The 15730-nt window shown below is 59.7% G+C and carries 15 protein-coding genes and 2 pseudogenes; 8 read left to right on the plus strand and 9 right to left on the minus strand.

Features of this window, described 5'->3' with window-relative positions:
- Positions 1 to 643: 643 nt before the first annotated feature.
- Together AB7535_RS40595 and AB7535_RS40600 are read left to right on the plus strand one after the other, a co-directional pair.
- A complete protein-coding gene (locus AB7535_RS40595; RefSeq protein ID WP_439037704.1) occupies positions 644 to 1621 on the plus strand; it encodes an AraC family transcriptional regulator in 978 nt (325 codons plus the stop codon).
- A gap of 322 nt (positions 1622 to 1943) precedes the next feature.
- Positions 1944 to 2180, plus strand: coding sequence for a methyltransferase domain-containing protein (locus AB7535_RS40600; protein WP_439037757.1), 237 nt, complete (start codon positions 1944 to 1946; stop codon positions 2178 to 2180).
- 519 nt (positions 2181 to 2699) lie between these two features.
- On the opposite strand, the gene AB7535_RS40605 is transcribed toward AB7535_RS40600, so the two are convergent.
- A complete protein-coding gene (locus AB7535_RS40605; RefSeq protein WP_354134873.1) occupies positions 2700 to 2927 on the minus strand; it encodes a hypothetical protein in 228 nt (75 codons plus the stop codon).
- Positions 2928 to 4400: 1473 nt separating this feature from the next.
- Between AB7535_RS40605 and AB7535_RS40610 the strand changes: the two genes are divergently transcribed.
- The 3 genes from AB7535_RS40610 to AB7535_RS40620 all read left to right on the plus strand — a co-directional run bounded on the left by AB7535_RS40610 (position 4401) and on the right by AB7535_RS40620 (position 5412).
- On the plus strand, positions 4401 to 4577 hold the full coding sequence (locus AB7535_RS40610; protein WP_354134872.1) for a hypothetical protein: 177 nt from the start codon (positions 4401 to 4403) through the stop codon (positions 4575 to 4577).
- Between the two features lie 353 nt (positions 4578 to 4930).
- Positions 4931 to 5131, plus strand: coding sequence for a hypothetical protein (locus AB7535_RS40615; RefSeq protein WP_439037705.1), 201 nt, complete (start codon positions 4931 to 4933; stop codon positions 5129 to 5131).
- A 50-nt stretch (positions 5132 to 5181) separates the two neighbouring features.
- Positions 5182 to 5412, plus strand: a complete 231-nt coding sequence (locus AB7535_RS40620; RefSeq protein ID WP_014494432.1) for a DUF6894 family protein — start codon at positions 5182 to 5184, stop codon at positions 5410 to 5412.
- Positions 5413 to 5421: 9 nt separating this feature from the next.
- Here the strand turns inward: AB7535_RS40620 and AB7535_RS40625 are convergent, their stop codons facing one another.
- Complete coding sequence (locus AB7535_RS40625) at positions 5422 to 5691, minus strand: hypothetical protein (RefSeq protein ID WP_085398671.1); 270 nt, start codon at positions 5689 to 5691, stop codon at positions 5422 to 5424.
- A 760-nt stretch (positions 5692 to 6451) separates the two neighbouring features.
- Positions 6452 to 6801, minus strand: a pseudogene (locus tag AB7535_RS40630) (PRC-barrel domain-containing protein).
- A 324-nt stretch (positions 6802 to 7125) separates the two neighbouring features.
- Here AB7535_RS40630 and AB7535_RS40635 point away from each other — a divergent pair.
- Positions 7126 to 7560 carry a hypothetical protein gene (locus AB7535_RS40635; RefSeq protein WP_439037706.1) on the plus strand — a complete coding sequence of 145 codons (435 nt, stop codon included), beginning with the start codon at positions 7126 to 7128 and terminating at the stop codon, positions 7558 to 7560.
- A 154-nt stretch (positions 7561 to 7714) separates the two neighbouring features.
- Here the strand turns inward: AB7535_RS40635 and AB7535_RS40640 are convergent, their stop codons facing one another.
- From AB7535_RS40640 to AB7535_RS40655, 4 genes and pseudogenes are all read right to left on the minus strand, one after another.
- Positions 7715 to 7858, minus strand: coding sequence for a hypothetical protein (locus tag AB7535_RS40640; protein ID WP_439037707.1), 144 nt, complete (start codon positions 7856 to 7858; stop codon positions 7715 to 7717).
- Between the two features lie 620 nt (positions 7859 to 8478).
- The gene (gene istB, locus AB7535_RS40645; protein WP_039183785.1) at positions 8479 to 9342 is read right to left on the minus strand and encodes an IS21-like element helper ATPase IstB; all 864 of its coding nucleotides are present in this window, start codon (positions 9340 to 9342) and stop codon (positions 8479 to 8481) included.
- A gap of 8 nt (positions 9343 to 9350) precedes the next feature.
- A pseudogene (gene istA / locus AB7535_RS40650) lies at positions 9351 to 10841 on the minus strand (IS21 family transposase); the annotation flags it as partial.
- Positions 10842 to 11094: 253 nt separating this feature from the next.
- On the minus strand, positions 11095 to 11316 hold the full coding sequence (locus AB7535_RS40655) for a hypothetical protein (RefSeq protein WP_439037708.1): 222 nt from the start codon (positions 11314 to 11316) through the stop codon (positions 11095 to 11097).
- Between the two features lie 188 nt (positions 11317 to 11504).
- On the opposite strand from AB7535_RS40655, the gene AB7535_RS40660 reads away from it, so the two are divergent.
- Both AB7535_RS40660 and AB7535_RS40665 read left to right on the plus strand, forming a co-directional pair.
- Positions 11505 to 11948 (plus strand): hypothetical protein, encoded by a 444-nt coding sequence (locus AB7535_RS40660; RefSeq protein ID WP_439037709.1) that lies wholly within the window; start codon positions 11505 to 11507, stop codon positions 11946 to 11948.
- Complete coding sequence (locus tag AB7535_RS40665; RefSeq protein ID WP_439037710.1) at positions 11941 to 12351, plus strand: hypothetical protein; 411 nt, start codon at positions 11941 to 11943, stop codon at positions 12349 to 12351. The genes AB7535_RS40660 and AB7535_RS40665 overlap by 8 nt, the downstream gene beginning before the upstream one ends.
- A gap of 954 nt (positions 12352 to 13305) precedes the next feature.
- Here AB7535_RS40665 and AB7535_RS40670 read toward each other — a convergent pair.
- A complete protein-coding gene (locus tag AB7535_RS40670) occupies positions 13306 to 13497 on the minus strand; it encodes a hypothetical protein (RefSeq protein WP_038960001.1) in 192 nt (63 codons plus the stop codon).
- 1300 nt (positions 13498 to 14797) lie between these two features.
- Positions 14798 to 15505: a Crp/Fnr family transcriptional regulator gene (locus tag AB7535_RS40675; protein ID WP_439037711.1), complete on the minus strand. Its 708-nt coding sequence runs from the start codon at positions 15503 to 15505 to the stop codon at positions 14798 to 14800.
- Between the last annotated feature and the right edge of the window lie 225 nt (positions 15506 to 15730).

A 15730-nucleotide genomic window follows, 5' to 3' on the forward strand; every position in this document is an offset into this window, starting at 1 on the left:
TGTCGTCGCTGGCAACCGGTATCAGAAGCTGCTTCCGCATTTCGGCGAGGCGGGCACGGCAATACTCACGGTAAAACATCTCGACTAGGGTGGACATGATCGAACCCTCGCTTGATCATCACCATTGACGATAGATTTCGACCATTTCAACCGGCGGTAAATATCAACGGCGCCGGAGTAGTTTGTGTCCGACGAACTCGGATGACGACGATGTGGCCGACGAGGCGCGACACAAAATCGGTATCAGAGAACGTCTAGTGCTGCAGGACAGTCTGTCCGCGGATCGTTGAGTTCGATCAATCGCGAGAATCATAGAAGCGGAGCTTACGGGTTCACCCCGCCAAGGATATCTAAACTAGATCCGATAACGGCAATCAGAAATAGAGCCATCACGACCGCCTCCTCTTAAAGGAGATTTTTTGACGCCACGGCCTTCGCAATCACTGTAAACCTAATTTCTGGCCGCTAAGTGAACGAGTTCACATCAGCATTGAACTTAGCTGAGCGAGACTAGCAGGCCAATGGCGTAGCTTCTTGGACTCTTGCGCACAGATCAAACAAGTTCGGTGCGCGAACTGCAAAATGCAGATACCGGTGAGTTTGTCGCATTTGATCCCGATGTCCAACAAGGCTGGAGGTCCCCATGTCTATGGACGCAGCCGAATTCGTATCACATCGATTCTCGACGCGGGAGTTTCCGGAGCGGATGCGAATCCCGCTATGGCGCGAGGACTTTGGGCGAGGCATAGTCCACGCTGATATTGAGCCTCTATCGAACGCACCGTTTCAGGCCTACGCAACGCTGCAAGCGATCCGAGGTTTGCGCAGGCTCGCGCTGAAAGGGTCCCCTATGCGTTTCAAGCGTTTGCAAGCAAGCATCGCTGATGGTGATGACTCGATCGGAGTCATCCTCAGTTCTCCCGGCAGAAGTCAACTATCGCAGCGTTGTCAGGAAATCGAGCTTCACGCCGGCGACGCCATCGCAATTCTGCATTCCGAGCCGGCCACCGTCACCTATGTCGACGGATTGCTATTTGGTCTTGCCGTACCGCGCGACGCCCTCGCACAGCGCGTGACGAACGTCGAAAGCCGCGCCATGCGGCCGATTTCTCACCGAAGTGAAGCGCTCCGACTTCTCATGGCTTATCTCAAGTCGGCATTTAATGAGAGTGTTCTGGCCACCCCGAAGCTGCGAGATGCGGTCGTGGCTCACATCCACGATCTCCTGGCGCTCGCAATCGGCGAGTGCGCTCCCTTGGGCGAGAGCAATGCGAGCGCTGTCGTGACTGCGCGCCACGGCGCCGCCCTCGATTACATCGAGACACACTTTCAAGAACCAGGACTCAGCGTCGAGATGGTAGCTCGTTGCCAAGGCATCTCACCTCGCTATCTGCAGCGCCTGATGGCATCATCAGGATCGTCGTTCACCGGGCACGTCAATGAGTTACGCCTCCAACGAGCGCTCAAACTGCTGACCGAGTCCAGCGCCAGCGCGCGGCTAATTTCCGATATCGCTCTAGAGGTCGGCTTCTCGGATGTTTCGCATTTCAATCGCTTGTTCCGAGCTCGCTTCGGCGATTCGCCGCGCGGCGTTCGTTACGCACGAAGGGATCCCAGCTGAGCCACGTACTCCAGATCGGCGCGGGAGCGAGATGCAGTCAGCTAATGACCGCTTTGGGGCATGAGCGTCGTTCGGATGGGCGGCCGGTTGCTTCCGGTCCACCTCGATGAGCGGACCACCGGCAATTCGGCATCGACTTCCGCTTTGGGGCGCCCTTTTGCTACTATCGCACGGACACTATTGGGGGAGTCATGACAGCTCATGAACACTGGCAAATGGATGCGAGCGCGCCGAGCTTTACGAGCGCTACCTCGTTCCAGCTATCACTTCGATATGGGCCAATGATCTGCTCGACCGTGTCGGGCCAAGGAGTGGAGAAAGCATACTCGACATCGCCTGCGGGACAGGCGTCGTCGCGCGGCTCGCTGAGCAGCGAGGGCACGTCGGCCGGTTAGTCGGCATAGATCCCAACACGGCAATGCTCGTGGCGAGGGTAAAGTCTGCGACTGTTGATTGGGCCGAGGGTAGCGCGCTCGACCTGCCGTTCCATGCAAACACCTTTAACGTTGTGCTCGCCAGGTCGGCCTACAATTCTTCACTGATCGGCCGGGGGCGCTGAAGGAGATGGTGCGAGTACTCAAGCCAGGAGGCCGCGCTGGGTTGAGCTTCTACAGCGCTATCGAGAACGCCAAGGAGCCCATGCTTTTGTGCAGGCGCTCGACAAGTATGTTGGAGCAGAGTCATCGCGAACCAAGCGCTCGGAACACCTCTCTTGCGATGCGTAGGAGGTCGAGGTTTGGGCGAAGCATGCTGGCTTCGATGTCGTTGAGCTTCTCGTGCAGGACCCACCACATCGGAGCGTCCTCTGTTACGAAAATGGCGGCTTGCCGTTGTCGGCTTTTACGGCTCTTTGCTTGCACTCATCCTGGTGTTTGCGGTTGCAACCACCAGCTCATGTGCAGTTCGCACGAACGGTCCCGCTGATCGCTTCTCAAAAGTGAGTTGACCGGTACGTCGATCTTGCGCCGACGTAAGCTTGCTAACGGCTCTATTTCGGAGCTCCGGTCTGGCTACTTGAACCCGTGGTCTGCTCACCTACCGGCCGGCCCGGAGGATGCGCAGAAGCGCCCGGCTTGTCTTAATCTGCCACATATCCGGAATCTCCAGAGTTGCGTGTCTTTACTCCTCTGTCTGCATCACGCTGCATCTGCTCATTCGGCTCGCTAGTCTTGAGCCCTTTGTCTACATCTCGGTGAATCTCCTCGTTGGTTTGCTCGCTAGGTGCGGCCTTTTGCTGTTGCGCCGTTGCTTGGAAGGCAATCGCGCTTCCGGCAACTACAATCATCACGAGAGTTGCAGTTCGCATGCTTCTGCTCCAGTGCGTCGCCCCAATCCTCTTTAACGCACGAGCTGTCCAACGTTTTCCTGGCTCCGCGATGCCGTTCTCGGAAGGTACCTCAGTGGTTCTGCGCTTTGCGAATTGGTGCGCGGACAAATTATCCGCTAGTCAGCAAAGCCTTAGGCCGGCGCGCCGCCGCGCTTCGGGGATTTCTCCGGGGGGGGGCGCGCGCCAGCTTCGCTTCCTCGCGTTGGGCCATTTTGAGTAATCGCTTTGCCTCCACGCGGAGCGCCTCCGCACGGCGAATAAGCCGATCAGCGGCCGCGCGCAGCTCCTTGATGCGAAACTTGCGGATCTCGCTAGACGTCGCTGCGAGCTTGCCCGACAGATCGCCAGAAACCGGCCGCCGACGCCTTATTTCGCCAGGGAGGTCGTCTGACCGCGGGGTGGGGGTGTTTGAACGCATGGGCAAGGCTCCCAGCGGGTTTCGGTCGCGGTGCTGATCGCAGTTGGCGTGCTCGGGTGTTGGCTGTCGTCATGGAGGCCCAACAGCACGAGCCGGGAGTCGAATAGGGGCGGCCAGGTTAGACCGGACTTCAGCTGGCGCGGGCCTGACCCGGCCGCCCCACTAGCCTGCTCAGAGCGCCCTCAAAGCGCCAATAGGTCACCGAGTTGGAAGCCCCACATTCGTTACAATGAAGGCTCTGCTCGCCTCGCATGTATCGTCCCCGGCGCGAGTTGGGTAAAGGCTCCCCTTAGGACAATAAGCATTCTGAAGCTGCGTACTTATGACCACAGCTTAGAGCGTAAGGATCAGCCAGACCATTAGACCGGCGTTGAGGGCGCCTACCGTGACAATGCCCGTCTGGATTAGCCGCTCGATCATGGCGCGCTCACCCGCTTCGGCGGGGCCTTGTCGTAGAGATCAAGTATTTCGAGCTGGCTCGCGAGCGCGCTCAGGCTTCGGGCGATGTTCCTCAGTGCAGTGGCCTTATTCGGGGCAAGGCCAGGGGCGCCGGCTTTCGCGCGGTACGCTTCCGCTAGCTCTCGATACTCGCCAGCACTGAGCACGAAGGCCCCCAACCATTGCCTGGTCAGGATGCTATGGCTCGAAGTAAGGGTCTATGCACCTTGTGCCAAGTCTGTATTGATTGGGATTTCTAGGGGTACTCCTTCGGTGGGCCAGGCGATCGCAGCGCTCATTCTGCTCGCCGCCTGGGCGGTCGAGGCCTGAAATTAAGCTCAGTATGTGCCTCGACATCGCCGGGCAGGGGTCTCCGGCATCTGACAGTAAAAGGCCCGCCGGTTCACGTTGGCGGGCCTAGCACTCCCGGCGCTCTAATCCGCAATTGGATCGGCAGCCGCGAGCATTGGGGGCTGGAAAGCGAGCCGTGCCATGTACTCCCATGGATGACATGATCTATTAGCGGACGGCGGGCCTTCATGGAAAGGCGCGAGGACTACCTGCTTCGCCTAGCGAGTGGTTTGGAAGGTCTCGCGATGGACGAGCGGCTGATAGTTCGCGACCCATACATTGAGCGCGCGTTCGGCGGCACGCGTGCCATCGCGATTGCAGAGGCGGAGGTCTTTGCCCGGGCGCACGGCTGCACTTTTCGCTACCGCATCAAGCGCCAAGGAGAGTTCACCCGTGCTTATCCGGCAGGCGGCAGGGCGTGAGGTGGCTCGTCGAGAGCGCGGGCTACTGCTGGTCGTTGGGTGCGGAAAAGCAAGTCCGGCGGCCGGTTCACGCTGGCGGGCCAGAACTTCAAGTAAGCATCCAGACGGAGAAAACGACACAGAGGCAGCTTGCACCTATGAATGCGAGACCCAAAAAGAAGCGCTCGGCAAGGTCCATTTCCATGGCGTTCCCCTCCGGCTGCCCGCGATAAGTAACATTCAATTCTGCTCCGAGGTTCCCGCGTTATCGCGTGGAACTTGTGTTCACTAGGGCACAGACCACGGAACTGCCCGCGCGTTAGGCTGCAACAACTCAAACCCAACGGTTAGGACCCGTAAGATCGAGGTGTGTCATGCAGCGACGCCGTCGTTTTAAACAAGCTGTGTCCCTCGAAGAACGTCTTGCCCAAGAAGCCGCACGCTTAAGAGAGCAAGCCAAGAAGCTCCCCGCCGGCTTCGAGCGAGAAGCTCTCCTCCGCAAGGCCAGACAGGCCGAGACCGGCTCGCACTTGAGCGAGTGGTTGAGATCGCCCGGGTTGCAGCCGCCGGAATAGGAACAGGTGGATATTTAATTCCATTGCTCTCCCTCGAATGAGGGCGGCGCATGACCCGGTACTACTTCGACATCCGGGACGACACCGGTTTGTACCCGGACGAGGAAGGTCTGGAATTCGACACTCAGCAAGAGGCCGAGGTCGAAGCCGCCAGGTCGCTTGCGAACTTGGCGAAGGACTTTGCCACCATACGGCAGGACGTTTCCGTTGAAGTGAGGACAGAAGTTGAGCGGGTGTTTCAAGCCGCATTCATTTTCGACAGAAGTAGGACGAAGCAGTAAGGACGGTTCCTATTTGCGAGTCAGCAGATCTTCCCCGGGCGGCATCAGCTTCACGTAGGTGCCGCTTTCATGCTTCGATAACCAGCCGCGCTCGATGGCGTATCTGAGCCCGGCGCCGAACTCGCTCCCGCTGCCCTTCAGCTCGATCATGAACTGCCCGTTGATCCGCTCGATGTAGATGCGGCCGTCCTGCACGGCCGCGACGCTGGCCGCGAGCTCGACGAGCTTGCGCGCGGCCGCATCCGGGTCTGCATAGGGTCGTTCTGCGGTGTGCTTCATCGGCGTGTCCCATTGGCCGCTCGCGCGGCGATGTGTGTTCGGTGCGGGTAGCTCTCAGCCGGTTTCCAGCTGCGAATGTGGTGCCGCAGACACAGCGCATAAGCGCCTCGCGCGCAGCTTCGAAGGTGGCGGCTATGCCACTCCGCCATGTGCCTGGCTCCATGCCACGATAGAAGCCGATGGACCAACCCCATTGATCGGCGTGGATCGGTACGCCGGCGCGCGCGCCGATGGTCCCGGTGCGGACGTCGGTGAAGTAGATCTGCCAAGATTCCTCGTGCGGATTGTTACCGCGGCGACGGGTGAGGGCGGTCATTCCACAAGAATAGGGGCAAGTCACGCGCGGGACCAGTCGCTGGATTTTGAGGCCTGCTCTGGTCTCAGGGCTCTATCTGTTGGTCAACGCTTAAGCGCTTCGTGCGGCCAGAGCTGCACCTTGTTATCGTGCGCCGCGTAGCGCTCCGGTGATCACGCCAGTGCGCGCCGCTCGCGCTCCTCAGCCCAAGCAGTAAACGTCGCATGCGCCCAGGCCGGCGAGGACGGCGGGATCGCACCTCGGGTCTGCACCCCTCCAGCCGATCGGAGAGCAACAGCACGTCAACATAGGCGACGCCATGTTCGCGCGCGATAGGGAGATGCGGGAATGTCGTCCGCCCAACAACGTGCTTTTCTATTTCCCATAAACGCGCCGCTGACAGCCGTGCCGACCCAAGGGCTGGTCGTTCAGTTCTTCAGTCTGGCAACACACGACTGGGAAGTTTCAGATGCACTGCCGGGCGTCATAAAAGCCACCCCGACCCTCCCAGTACGTCGGCGTCCCATAGTACCGGTGGGTGCGCGCTTCCCAGTCTCGATCCTGCCATGAGTCATCACTGAACTCAGGCGCGTCCCTCAGCTGTTGCTCGGTGATGTTGGTTCGAAAACCACCAAGCGCGACGTATCGCATTTTAGAGCGCCCCACGGAATGGGGTAATGGCTATGGCCCAATCCAACAAATCCACCCAAGCTCAAGACGGCATAAGCCACGCGACCTGTGACCTTGTCGATGATGAGGTGATCAATCTCACCGATGTTCTTTCGATCTGCTCCATAAACCTCGGTCCCTTGAATGTAGGTTTTGTCGGTCTAACTCGGCCACTCCAGGGGGTGTTCCTAGCTTCGGAGAATAGTGTCGCACGCCAATCATCAATCTATCGTCGTCGACATCGATTCAAACAACCTCCAGCTCCGATCCCATGGCGAAAACCTGTATCGGAAGGCGAAGTGGGCAAAGACGAGGATAATGAGGCCGCCAACTGAGCGGCCCTATTTTAGGTGGCGATTTTGGCCCCGGTGAACTCAGCCACTCGTCAATGTTGGCGCTGCTCTTGCGCGTCCGGAACGGAAGGCGCCATCCTTTGTTCAATCGTCCAGAGAGTTCAAAGGAGAAGGGCTATGATCGCTAACAGATTTATGATCTTGGGTGGGTTGCTCGCCTTCAGCGCCAACTCCGTTTATGCCGGTCCTTGCACCACGGTGAGCCGCGATGCAGGATCAGGAAATGTCCCGGGCTATACGGGACAAACCACTGGTTCCACAGCAACTGATTCTAAGCAGCAACCGCCGACATCTTCGATGAGCAAAGCCTCGGAGAATACCGCAACGTCGTCGGAAGATGCTCAGCGCCAGATGCAGAGCCAGCCGACCGCTGCCGAACAATCAAAGGCGACCCGCCCCGCACCCTCTGCCCAGTCACCGGATCGAACGGCAGGCACCGTCGAGCAGACCCGCCCCGCGCCCACGGAACAATCAAAGAAGGCGACGGCCGGTGCGGCCGAGCCCGCGCCGTCCCAGAAAAAGGTAACGGCGGCCGACCAGGACTGCGAGTAAGCGCGGGGGTCAATGGCTTCAAGAGGGAACACTGGCTAAACGCCTGATATGAAGTGGTCCTCTGCACCACTGGACCGGGCCGGTGCCGATTGCTTCCGCTTCCGGTCCGAGGTTGAAGTCAATCGGCGCACGTTGGCTGCAACCCATGACAGCCTTATGCGGTCACCGACCGCACAAGGGCGTGCCGACTGGTCGACGCTCGCGCGATCTTGCCGTCCGTGCCAAAGCCGACGACGTGGAAGACTTCCTTCCCGATGTCGATGCCGATCGAGGCCAGCGGCTGTGTGGTGGTGTCCATGGGATGTTTCTCCGGATGCTGCGGGGTAGTCTTTCCAGACTATCCCGCGGAGGAAGCAGCCGGTCCATCCCATTAGCGGACCTTGCGACGCGCTGGTTGATCGTCTCAGGAGTCGCGATACCCGGTCAGTTGTGCTGACTTTCGGATGAGCCGGAGATCATATAGTTTCTTTAATGCTGCTCATTGAGACGGGACATGCCGGCATCTCCGTTTTAGCGAATGGCAGCGCGATTGCCGTCCGCACGCATCGCCCTCTCAACGAAACCGACAGTCTCTTTGTGCGGTCACGAGGACTAACCGCGCGCACGGCACGCGAAGAGGGAAGGCCGCCGGGGCTGGCTGAGTTGGCGGGCCCTACTTTCAGCTAAGCAGCCACAGAGCGAAAGAAGCGCTCCCGTCCAATGTCGTGATCGAGCTTTAGGCACGGCTGAGACTGCCGTCGGGAAAGCCGGCGGCCGATTTAAGTTGTCTCGGATTGATCTGTGGCAAATGCTGACACCGGACCAAAGACTATACTGGAGACTGGTTTATGGAGCTCTGCCATGATCATAGAGCGCTTATCCCAAGAGCATCTCAACATTGAGAAGCTGCTGGCCATCCTCGAGCGGGAACTCGAGGTGTCAATCGGCCTGTAAATTTGACCCCTCATCGGCGTCCAATTTTGACCCCTTCGTGCGCCGCGGTTTGACGGTAGCGCTCGGCTCGTTGGAGCTGGCCGGGATAGCGGAGACGAGACGAGCGCGGGTGGCGTGATCGTCGTCGCGGCTTTTGAAGCGCCAGCTGTCATTGCCGGTCTCGACGATGTCACAGTGATGGGTCAACCGATCGAGCAGCGCGGTGGTCATTTTGGCGTCGCCGAACACGCTCGGCCATTCGCCGAAGGCGAGATTGGTGGTCACGATGACGGAGGCGCGCTCATAGAGCCGGCTGACGAGGTGGAAGAGAAGCTGGCCACCGGACTGGGCGAAGGGCAAATAGCCGAGTTCATCCAGCACAATGAAGTCCATCCGGGTCAGATGCTCGGCGAGCCGTCCTTGCCGTCCGTTGCGGGTCTCGGTCTCGAGGCGATTGACGAGGTCGACTACGTTGAAGAAGCGGCCGCGGGCACCGGATCGGATGCAGCTTCTGGCGATGGCAATGGCCAGGTGGGTTTTGCCTGTGCCGGTGCCGCCAACCAGCACGACGTTGCGTTGTTGGGCGATGAAGCCGCCGCCAGCAAGATCATTGACGAGTGTCTGATTGATCGGCGTGCCGTCGAACTGGAAGTCGGCGATGTCCTTGGCAAGCGGAAGCTTGGCAATGGTGAGCTGGTATTTGATCGACCTGGCTTGCTTCTCGTTGATCTCGGCGTTGAGCAGGTCGCCGACAATGCGCTGAGGTTCGTGCTGGCGCTTGACGGCAGTTGCCATGATCTCGTCGAAGGCAGCCTTCATGCCGTAGAGCTTGAGTTCGCCCATGAGGTCGAAGATTTGGGTTCGTTCCATCAGATGGTCCTCCGGAGGTTGTCGTAGCGGGCACAATCGGCGATCGGTGCATGACGGAGCGTCAGTGCGGCCGGCGTCATGATGTTGGCCGGTGGGGCGGGTTCACGTTGACGGGCCAGGATATTGAGAACGACATCGGCCGAATGGACGCTGTGACTGAGCGCTTCGGCACAGGCCGCTTCCACCGCGGGCAGACCGTCAGTCAGCACCGCGTTGAGGATGTCGACCATCTGCCGATTGCCGTCGTCGGTGCTGGCAAGCTTGCGCCGGATCCGCTCGATCGCGGCTGGCAGCACCCAGTCTTTGAAGGGAGCACCGTTGCGCAAGGCGCCGGGTTTGCGGGCGAGCACCGGCACATAATGCCAGGGGTCGTAGACGGTATCGCCGCGGCCAAAGGATCGCGGGTGCTCGGCAACGATGCGTCCATCCTGACGGATCACGATGCGATCGGCATAGGCTTGAACCTCGACCGGTCGTCCGACTGCGCTGGCTGCGACCGAGTACTTGTTGTTGTCGAAGCGCACCAGGCAGGTCTTCGAGACCGATGCCGTCACCGCATGGAAGCCGTCGAAGCGGCCGGCATAGGGAACGAGTTTGGGGCGTTCGGCTTCGAACACTTCCCAGATCGTCTGATCGACCAGCTCCGGATGGCGATGAACCTTGGCGTAGGCGATGCATTTGTCGAGCAGCCAGGCGTTTAACTCGTCGAGGTTTTTGAACCGCAGCCGCGGCGTGAAGAAGCGTTCCCTGACCAGCCCGACCTGGTTCTCGACCTGCCCCTTCTCCCAGCCCGACGCTGGCGTGCAGGCGACCGGATCGACCAGATAGTGGCTGCACATCTGCAGGAAGCGGCGATTGTAGAGACGCCCTTTACCGACGAAGATCGTCTCTACGGCGGTCTTCATGTTGTCGTAGATGCCGCGGGTGCAGGTGCCTTTGAACAGGGCGAACGCCCGGTCGTGGGCGTCGAACACCATCTCCTGCGTCTCCCGCGGATAGGCCCGCACGAACAGCATGCGGCTGTGACAGAGCCGGACATGGGCGGCCTTCACCATCACCGTGGTGCCGCTCAGCAAGACCACCTCGTGGCTCCAGTCGAACTGGTAGGCTTCGCCTGGGGCAAAGCTTAGCGGGACATAAGCAGCCGCGGTCGATTGCCCGCGTTCCTTGCTCCACCGCCTGGCGTAACGCCGCACCGCATCGTAGCCGCCGTCATAGCCACGGCTGCGCAGCTCTTCGAAGATCCGGATTAACGTCAGCTGTTCACGAGCCGGTTTGGCCGCGTTCGCCGCCAGCAGTCCGTCGAGCTCTACTGCCCATCGTCCCAGCTTTGGCCGCGGCTGCACTTGCCGCTCGTACTCGAAGGAGGTCTCTCCTGACCTCAGCACCTTCCGGACCGTGTTCCGCGACACCTTCAGGTCACGGGCAATCTCCTTGATCGTCTTGCCCTTGATGAAGTGCTCGCGCCGAATCCGCGCAATCGTCTCCACGATCAGCATCCTCGACCACCTGCTTCATTCCAAAGCAGGCAGCGCAACAGACCAACCTATAGGGGGTCAATTTTGGACGCCGATCCCCCGGCTTAGGGGGTCAATATTGCAGGCCGAATGACAAAGGAAAGCAAGGCAGGCTGAAACCGGCTCGCACATCAGCGAGTGGCTGCGGACCCCCAGTCTAAGAGCCCCCACCTGAAAGTAAGGCCGCCTCAGTTGGCGTTGCGAGTTAGCAGATATTCACCCTACGACGTCAGCTTCACGTGCTCTCGTGCAGCTGGAGCCAGCCGCGCTCGATCGCGTGTTTGAGCCCGGCGCCGAACTCGCTGCCGCTTCCCTTCAGATCGAACATGAACGGCGCGTTGATCCGCTCGATATAAATGCGGCCATCCTGGACGGCCTCGACGCTGGCCGCTAGCTCGACGAGCTTGCGCGCGGCCGCCTCCGGGTCAGCATAGGGTCGTTCTTCGGCGTGCTTCATCGGCGTGTCCCATTGGCCGCCTGCGCCGCTGCTTGTGCGCGAGCGCCCTGTGACTCCGTCGCGCGAGAGCTTAGGACGTTCTCACTTGCGGGTCATCGAACCGCGCATCAAGGGTGGGGCCCGATGGGGAACAGTTTGACTGCTGATGCTCCGCCGGCCTTCGCGACCTGGATCAAAGGAGATCAATAATGACGCGCACCGCTCCCGCGACTGTGCGCCCGGAAGACAAGCCCGCCCGTCCCAAACCGATTTCGGCCAAAGTGCGCGAAGCGACCGCCAGCATGGTCGCTGGTGACTGCAAGACCGTAACGGCTGCTGCTGAGAAGGTCGGGATTACACGGGAGCATCTCAGCCGTGAGCTTAGCAAGCCACACGTGGCCGCATTCATGCACCAGAAGGTGCAGCGCAATCTCGCCATTGCGGCTACGCGAGCGGGTGCGGTCAAGGTCGACTTACTGGACTGCGACCACGCTCTTGTCCGTGATCGGGCAAGTTCGTTCGTTTTGGGGCCTGCAGGCATCCAGCCGAGCAGCCAGCCGAGCGTCAACGTCAACATCGAGGTCCGGGCCGGCTATGTCATCGACTTGTCGGACGATCCAGCGCCGGCGCCCAAGGTGATCAACCATGTCTGAAAAGGCCAAGCCGATTTCCAAGAAGATCCGGGCGGCTATCGACGCTCTTGTCGACGGTGAGAACATCACCGCAGCGGCGCGTATCGCGGGCCTCACTCGCGAGCACCTGTCCAGAGAATTAGGACGCCAACATATAGCGGCGCTGCTCCGTCAGAAGATCGAGCGGAACCTCGCCATCAATGCCGCCAAGGCTGGCGTCACCAAGGTCAGGTTGCTCTCCAGTGAAAACGGCATGGTTGCCGACCGCGCTAGTTCTTACATTCTCTCGCTGGCCGGCATCTCGCCGCAGACGGTGCCGCCGGCTCCATCCGGCCCCACGTCGCCAGGCGTGGTCATCCAGATCATTACTCACGATCCCAGGCCGCCCATGATCGACGTCACGCCGCAGGTCATCACGCCGTAACCATTCCGCTATCTCCGAGAAGTAGAACGCCGAATCGTATGGGCATGGGCTGGGGGTGTGTCATGGGGTCTGCGCCGATGGTGGGGGCAGCTCTATGGCGGAGTCAACGGCGCAGAGTAGGCTAGTCCCGCTCGGCTCTGGCAGCGCGTTTTGCTTGCGACGCGCCGAGGCGCCCAGAAGGGATGCATATTGGCACTCAGCGGGATTCGAGTTGCCGCGCGCTGAAGCCGCGCGCGACCCACAACCCCATCCAACCAAGGATGAACAAGAGCATTGGCGGAGCTAATACCAAGCCTGGATAAAATGCAGTCGGCATGGGGTGTTCTCGTGATCTTGCTGGCGCAAAGTCACACCACGGCCCCCGTTTCGAGCCATCGCTGCACTGAGCGTCATGCTCGCTCCAGATGCGGGCTGATTCCCGAGCGGAAGTGTCCGCGTTCCAGATCGCAAAAGCCACGCCGCCTCCGACGATCAGCCAGGTGATCGTGAGCACGAGCCAGAGTCGGAAGAGTCCCCGCCGCCAATTCATGTTGCCAGCGTCGCCCAACCGTAAGACGAGCGCAAGCGCCCCGAAAGGGAGATTTTTAACCAAATCAGTGATGGGATGTCCGTGGGCGTGAGAATCCGGACCAGAGCTATAGCCGCATCATGCCTGGTCCGCATACCGTCCCGATGGCGTTGGGAGGATCGCGGCTGAATGCAAGCGCGTTAGGACCCGCCCCGACTCAGGCCGCGCTGGTTCGCGGCAGGCTTTTCGCTATTGTGGCTCGCTCGGCTTATCTCGTTCATGGCTTTCGGCTTCGGCGGCCGCGCACGCGTCCATGCCATGGCACTTGCTTAGATAATACCGGGCACTCGCGGCGATCGAGCAAACAATCATCACGGAAACCAGCAGGAAGATCACCCACCGTCGGTTCGACATGATTAGCCTTCTGGCGAAAGAGGTGGGTTAACTCAATCCTTCGGCTTCGCCTTCAGTCGAGCCTCGCGCTCGAGCCGTTCGGCTTTTAGGCGCTTGAGATTTTCCTGAAACTCTGGAGCGGCCTGACTGTCCGCTATGGTCTGTCTCGACCCCACCGGGTTGAGGGCCCTTCGATCGGCATCGTCCGCAACCTGTTGCTTGGCGGACCGCGTGGGCTTGATCATTTGCTTTTTGCCTTCTGGCCGATATCCACCAACAATCGTAGCCTCCATTAGTTCATTTTCGATTTGGCCGGTCGCGTCGGATGTTTTGGAATTCCTCGGGCCCTTTGACGAGCCGTCGCTTGCGGCTCACCTGGTCATCCGGACTGGCCTAGGCGTCTTTGAGCTTGTCGATCGTGTTACCTGCCATCTCCCGAGCTCTGTCTGATGAGGCTTTGGCCGTGGGTGTAACCGCGCTAGCGCGAGCGGATTTGCCCAAGCCAAGCTCGACGAGGCGGCGGATTGCTTCGGAGCGAGGAGGTTCGTCCCCCTGTTCCTTCGCCCAGGCGTCGATGGCTGCAACCGTACCCTCAGGCCAACGCGTGCCAATTCCGCCTCGACCCTAACCTCGATCACAGAAGGGTATTCAAGATGACCGAAGCTGACAGCGTGCATAGCACGCCACCCTTAAACTCGTCCTCAATTCCGGACGGCAGTCCCACGCGGGAGCCGCGAGCGGAGTCCGTGGATTCGTTTTCGCCCGTCGCCGCTGTAGGGACAGCCTGAAATCGGCAAACGCACCAGCGACTCCCGCAAGCTCGCTGAAGACCTCTCCTGTGAGGAGGTGCGGCAATGAGCAACATCATCGATCTGTGTGCCGCGCGGGCGTTGGCCCACTGACGACGGCGTGTTCAGACACGGCCGGCGCTTATCCGTAGTTGCCCAAGGGTTCTAATTTGGAGGTGTCTTGTTGATTTGTGTCCGGTCCCGGACAGACAGGGAACGAGGACAAGAGTTTAATTTTTCCGGGGCAGTAGCGGTAAGAGTGGAGTGCCGTGCGATGGCACAGCTCAAGCACAATGCCACTTTTGAGGAGCTGCTAGCGGATGAGGCCCGGCGATTTAAGCAAGCGGCCGAAGAGCAACCTCCTGGTAGCACCGCTCGCGAGTTGCTTTTGCGCCGCGCGCGACAAGCCGAAACAGGCTCGCACTTGAAAGAGTGGCTACGGTCCCCGGGATTGCAGCCGCCGAAATGATTAGTTTATATAATCGTAGTCTGTTTGTTTTTCGCCGAGGGGGGCGATGCGAGACTACCGCGCATATGTCATGGGACCGGATGGTCACATAGAGGACCGCATCGAGTTTTGGTCCAAAGACGATGAAACAGCCAAAAAGCACGCCGAGCAGTACGCAGACGGCCACGACATAGAGTTATGGCACCAAGATAGAAAGATCGCAGAAATTAAAATCAGGCAGTAAATCCGCCGCCGATGAGGCGGGCAAGTTTGCCGTCGAGCAGAGATCAAAGTCGCAGCAAGGCTGGCCTAGATTAGAATAGCCGACTGGTCCACCAGTGTTTGATAGCACTCGCACGACATTCTCTCCAAAGTGGATCGATCCAGAATCGTAATTTGCCCGCGCGAGTAGGTAATGGCCCCCGCAGCCTGTATCTTGCTCGCAACTTCCGTGACCGAGGTACGGCGAACTCCAAGCATCTCGGCAAGAAATTCGTGGGTCAGCATCACGGTATCGCTTTCGGCGCGATCTGCGGATTGCAATAACCAGCGGCAGAACCTCGCCTCGACGGCATGCAACGCATTGCAGGCCGCGGTGATCCTGGCCTGAGAGAGAAGCACTTCATTATATTGGATACACATGTTTCGGGCTGCTTCGCTTTGAGCCACGGCTTTTCTGAATTGTGAAGCAGGAATTTTGCTCACCATCATCGGGAGCTGAACCACAACTCGAACGAGGGACTTGTAGAGCCCCAATCCTGCCATCGCGCCGACCACCCCCTCGCGCCCGACCGTCGCCGTCTCGATCGCTTTGCCGTCTCGCAGCACGGCAAGTAGCGAGAGCATTCCATTTTGGGGAAAGTAGACCTGATCGAATTCATCACCCGGCTCCGCCAAAACTTCGGCTTGCTGCAATGAAACGGTGGTCAGATGGTGCGCCAGCAAATCGAAGTGGTGGCGCGGCAGAGCCGCAAGCAGCTTGTTGTCCAACGGACGGCCTAAATTTTTGAGGTGCACTGCGATATTCCTGCCCGGTCGGTCGGGCCGATTCTCGCAGGGGGAAGGTGGAAGCCGCTCCGAAGGCGGTCCTCGCGGGAAGAACTTAATATAGTGACGAACGAAACGGATTGTCCGTCCGGTACCGTGCTTTGCGCCAACTCGTACGTTTGCAGTCGATCTGCGACGATCTGATTGTCTTGCAATACCTATCGCTTAGGTGGGGGCAAAGGGGCCGGATCTTAG

This window comes from Bradyrhizobium sp. 956_D2_N1_4 (assembly GCF_052076025.1).
Classification (GTDB): Bacteria; Pseudomonadota; Alphaproteobacteria; order Rhizobiales; family Xanthobacteraceae; genus Bradyrhizobium; species Bradyrhizobium barranii.

Bases quoted from the DNA above. Each gene is read 5' to 3' on its own strand.
- AB7535_RS40595 (WP_439037704.1), top strand. From the start codon at position 644: ATGTCTATGGACGCAGCCGAATTCGTATCACATCGATTCTCGACGCGG.
- AB7535_RS40605 (WP_354134873.1), bottom strand. From the start codon at position 2,927: ATGCGAACTGCAACTCTCGTGATGATTGTAGTTGCCGGAAGCGCGATT.
- AB7535_RS40610 (WP_354134872.1), top strand. From the start codon at position 4,401: ATGGACGAGCGGCTGATAGTTCGCGACCCATACATTGAGCGCGCGTTC.
- AB7535_RS40615 (WP_439037705.1), top strand. From the start codon at position 4,931: ATGCAGCGACGCCGTCGTTTTAAACAAGCTGTGTCCCTCGAAGAACGT.
- AB7535_RS40620 (WP_014494432.1), top strand. From the start codon at position 5,182: ATGACCCGGTACTACTTCGACATCCGGGACGACACCGGTTTGTACCCG.
- AB7535_RS40625 (WP_085398671.1), bottom strand. From the start codon at position 5,691: ATGAAGCACACCGCAGAACGACCCTATGCAGACCCGGATGCGGCCGCG.
- AB7535_RS40635 (WP_439037706.1), top strand. From the start codon at position 7,126: ATGATCGCTAACAGATTTATGATCTTGGGTGGGTTGCTCGCCTTCAGC.
- AB7535_RS40640 (WP_439037707.1), bottom strand. From the start codon at position 7,858: ATGGACACCACCACACAGCCGCTGGCCTCGATCGGCATCGACATCGGG.
- istB (WP_039183785.1), bottom strand. From the start codon at position 9,342: ATGGAACGAACCCAAATCTTCGACCTCATGGGCGAACTCAAGCTCTAC.
- AB7535_RS40655 (WP_439037708.1), bottom strand. From the start codon at position 11,316: ATGAAGCACGCCGAAGAACGACCCTATGCTGACCCGGAGGCGGCCGCG.
- AB7535_RS40660 (WP_439037709.1), top strand. From the start codon at position 11,505: ATGACGCGCACCGCTCCCGCGACTGTGCGCCCGGAAGACAAGCCCGCC.
- AB7535_RS40665 (WP_439037710.1), top strand. From the start codon at position 11,941: ATGTCTGAAAAGGCCAAGCCGATTTCCAAGAAGATCCGGGCGGCTATC.
- AB7535_RS40670 (WP_038960001.1), bottom strand. From the start codon at position 13,497: ATGATCAAGCCCACGCGGTCCGCCAAGCAACAGGTTGCGGACGATGCC.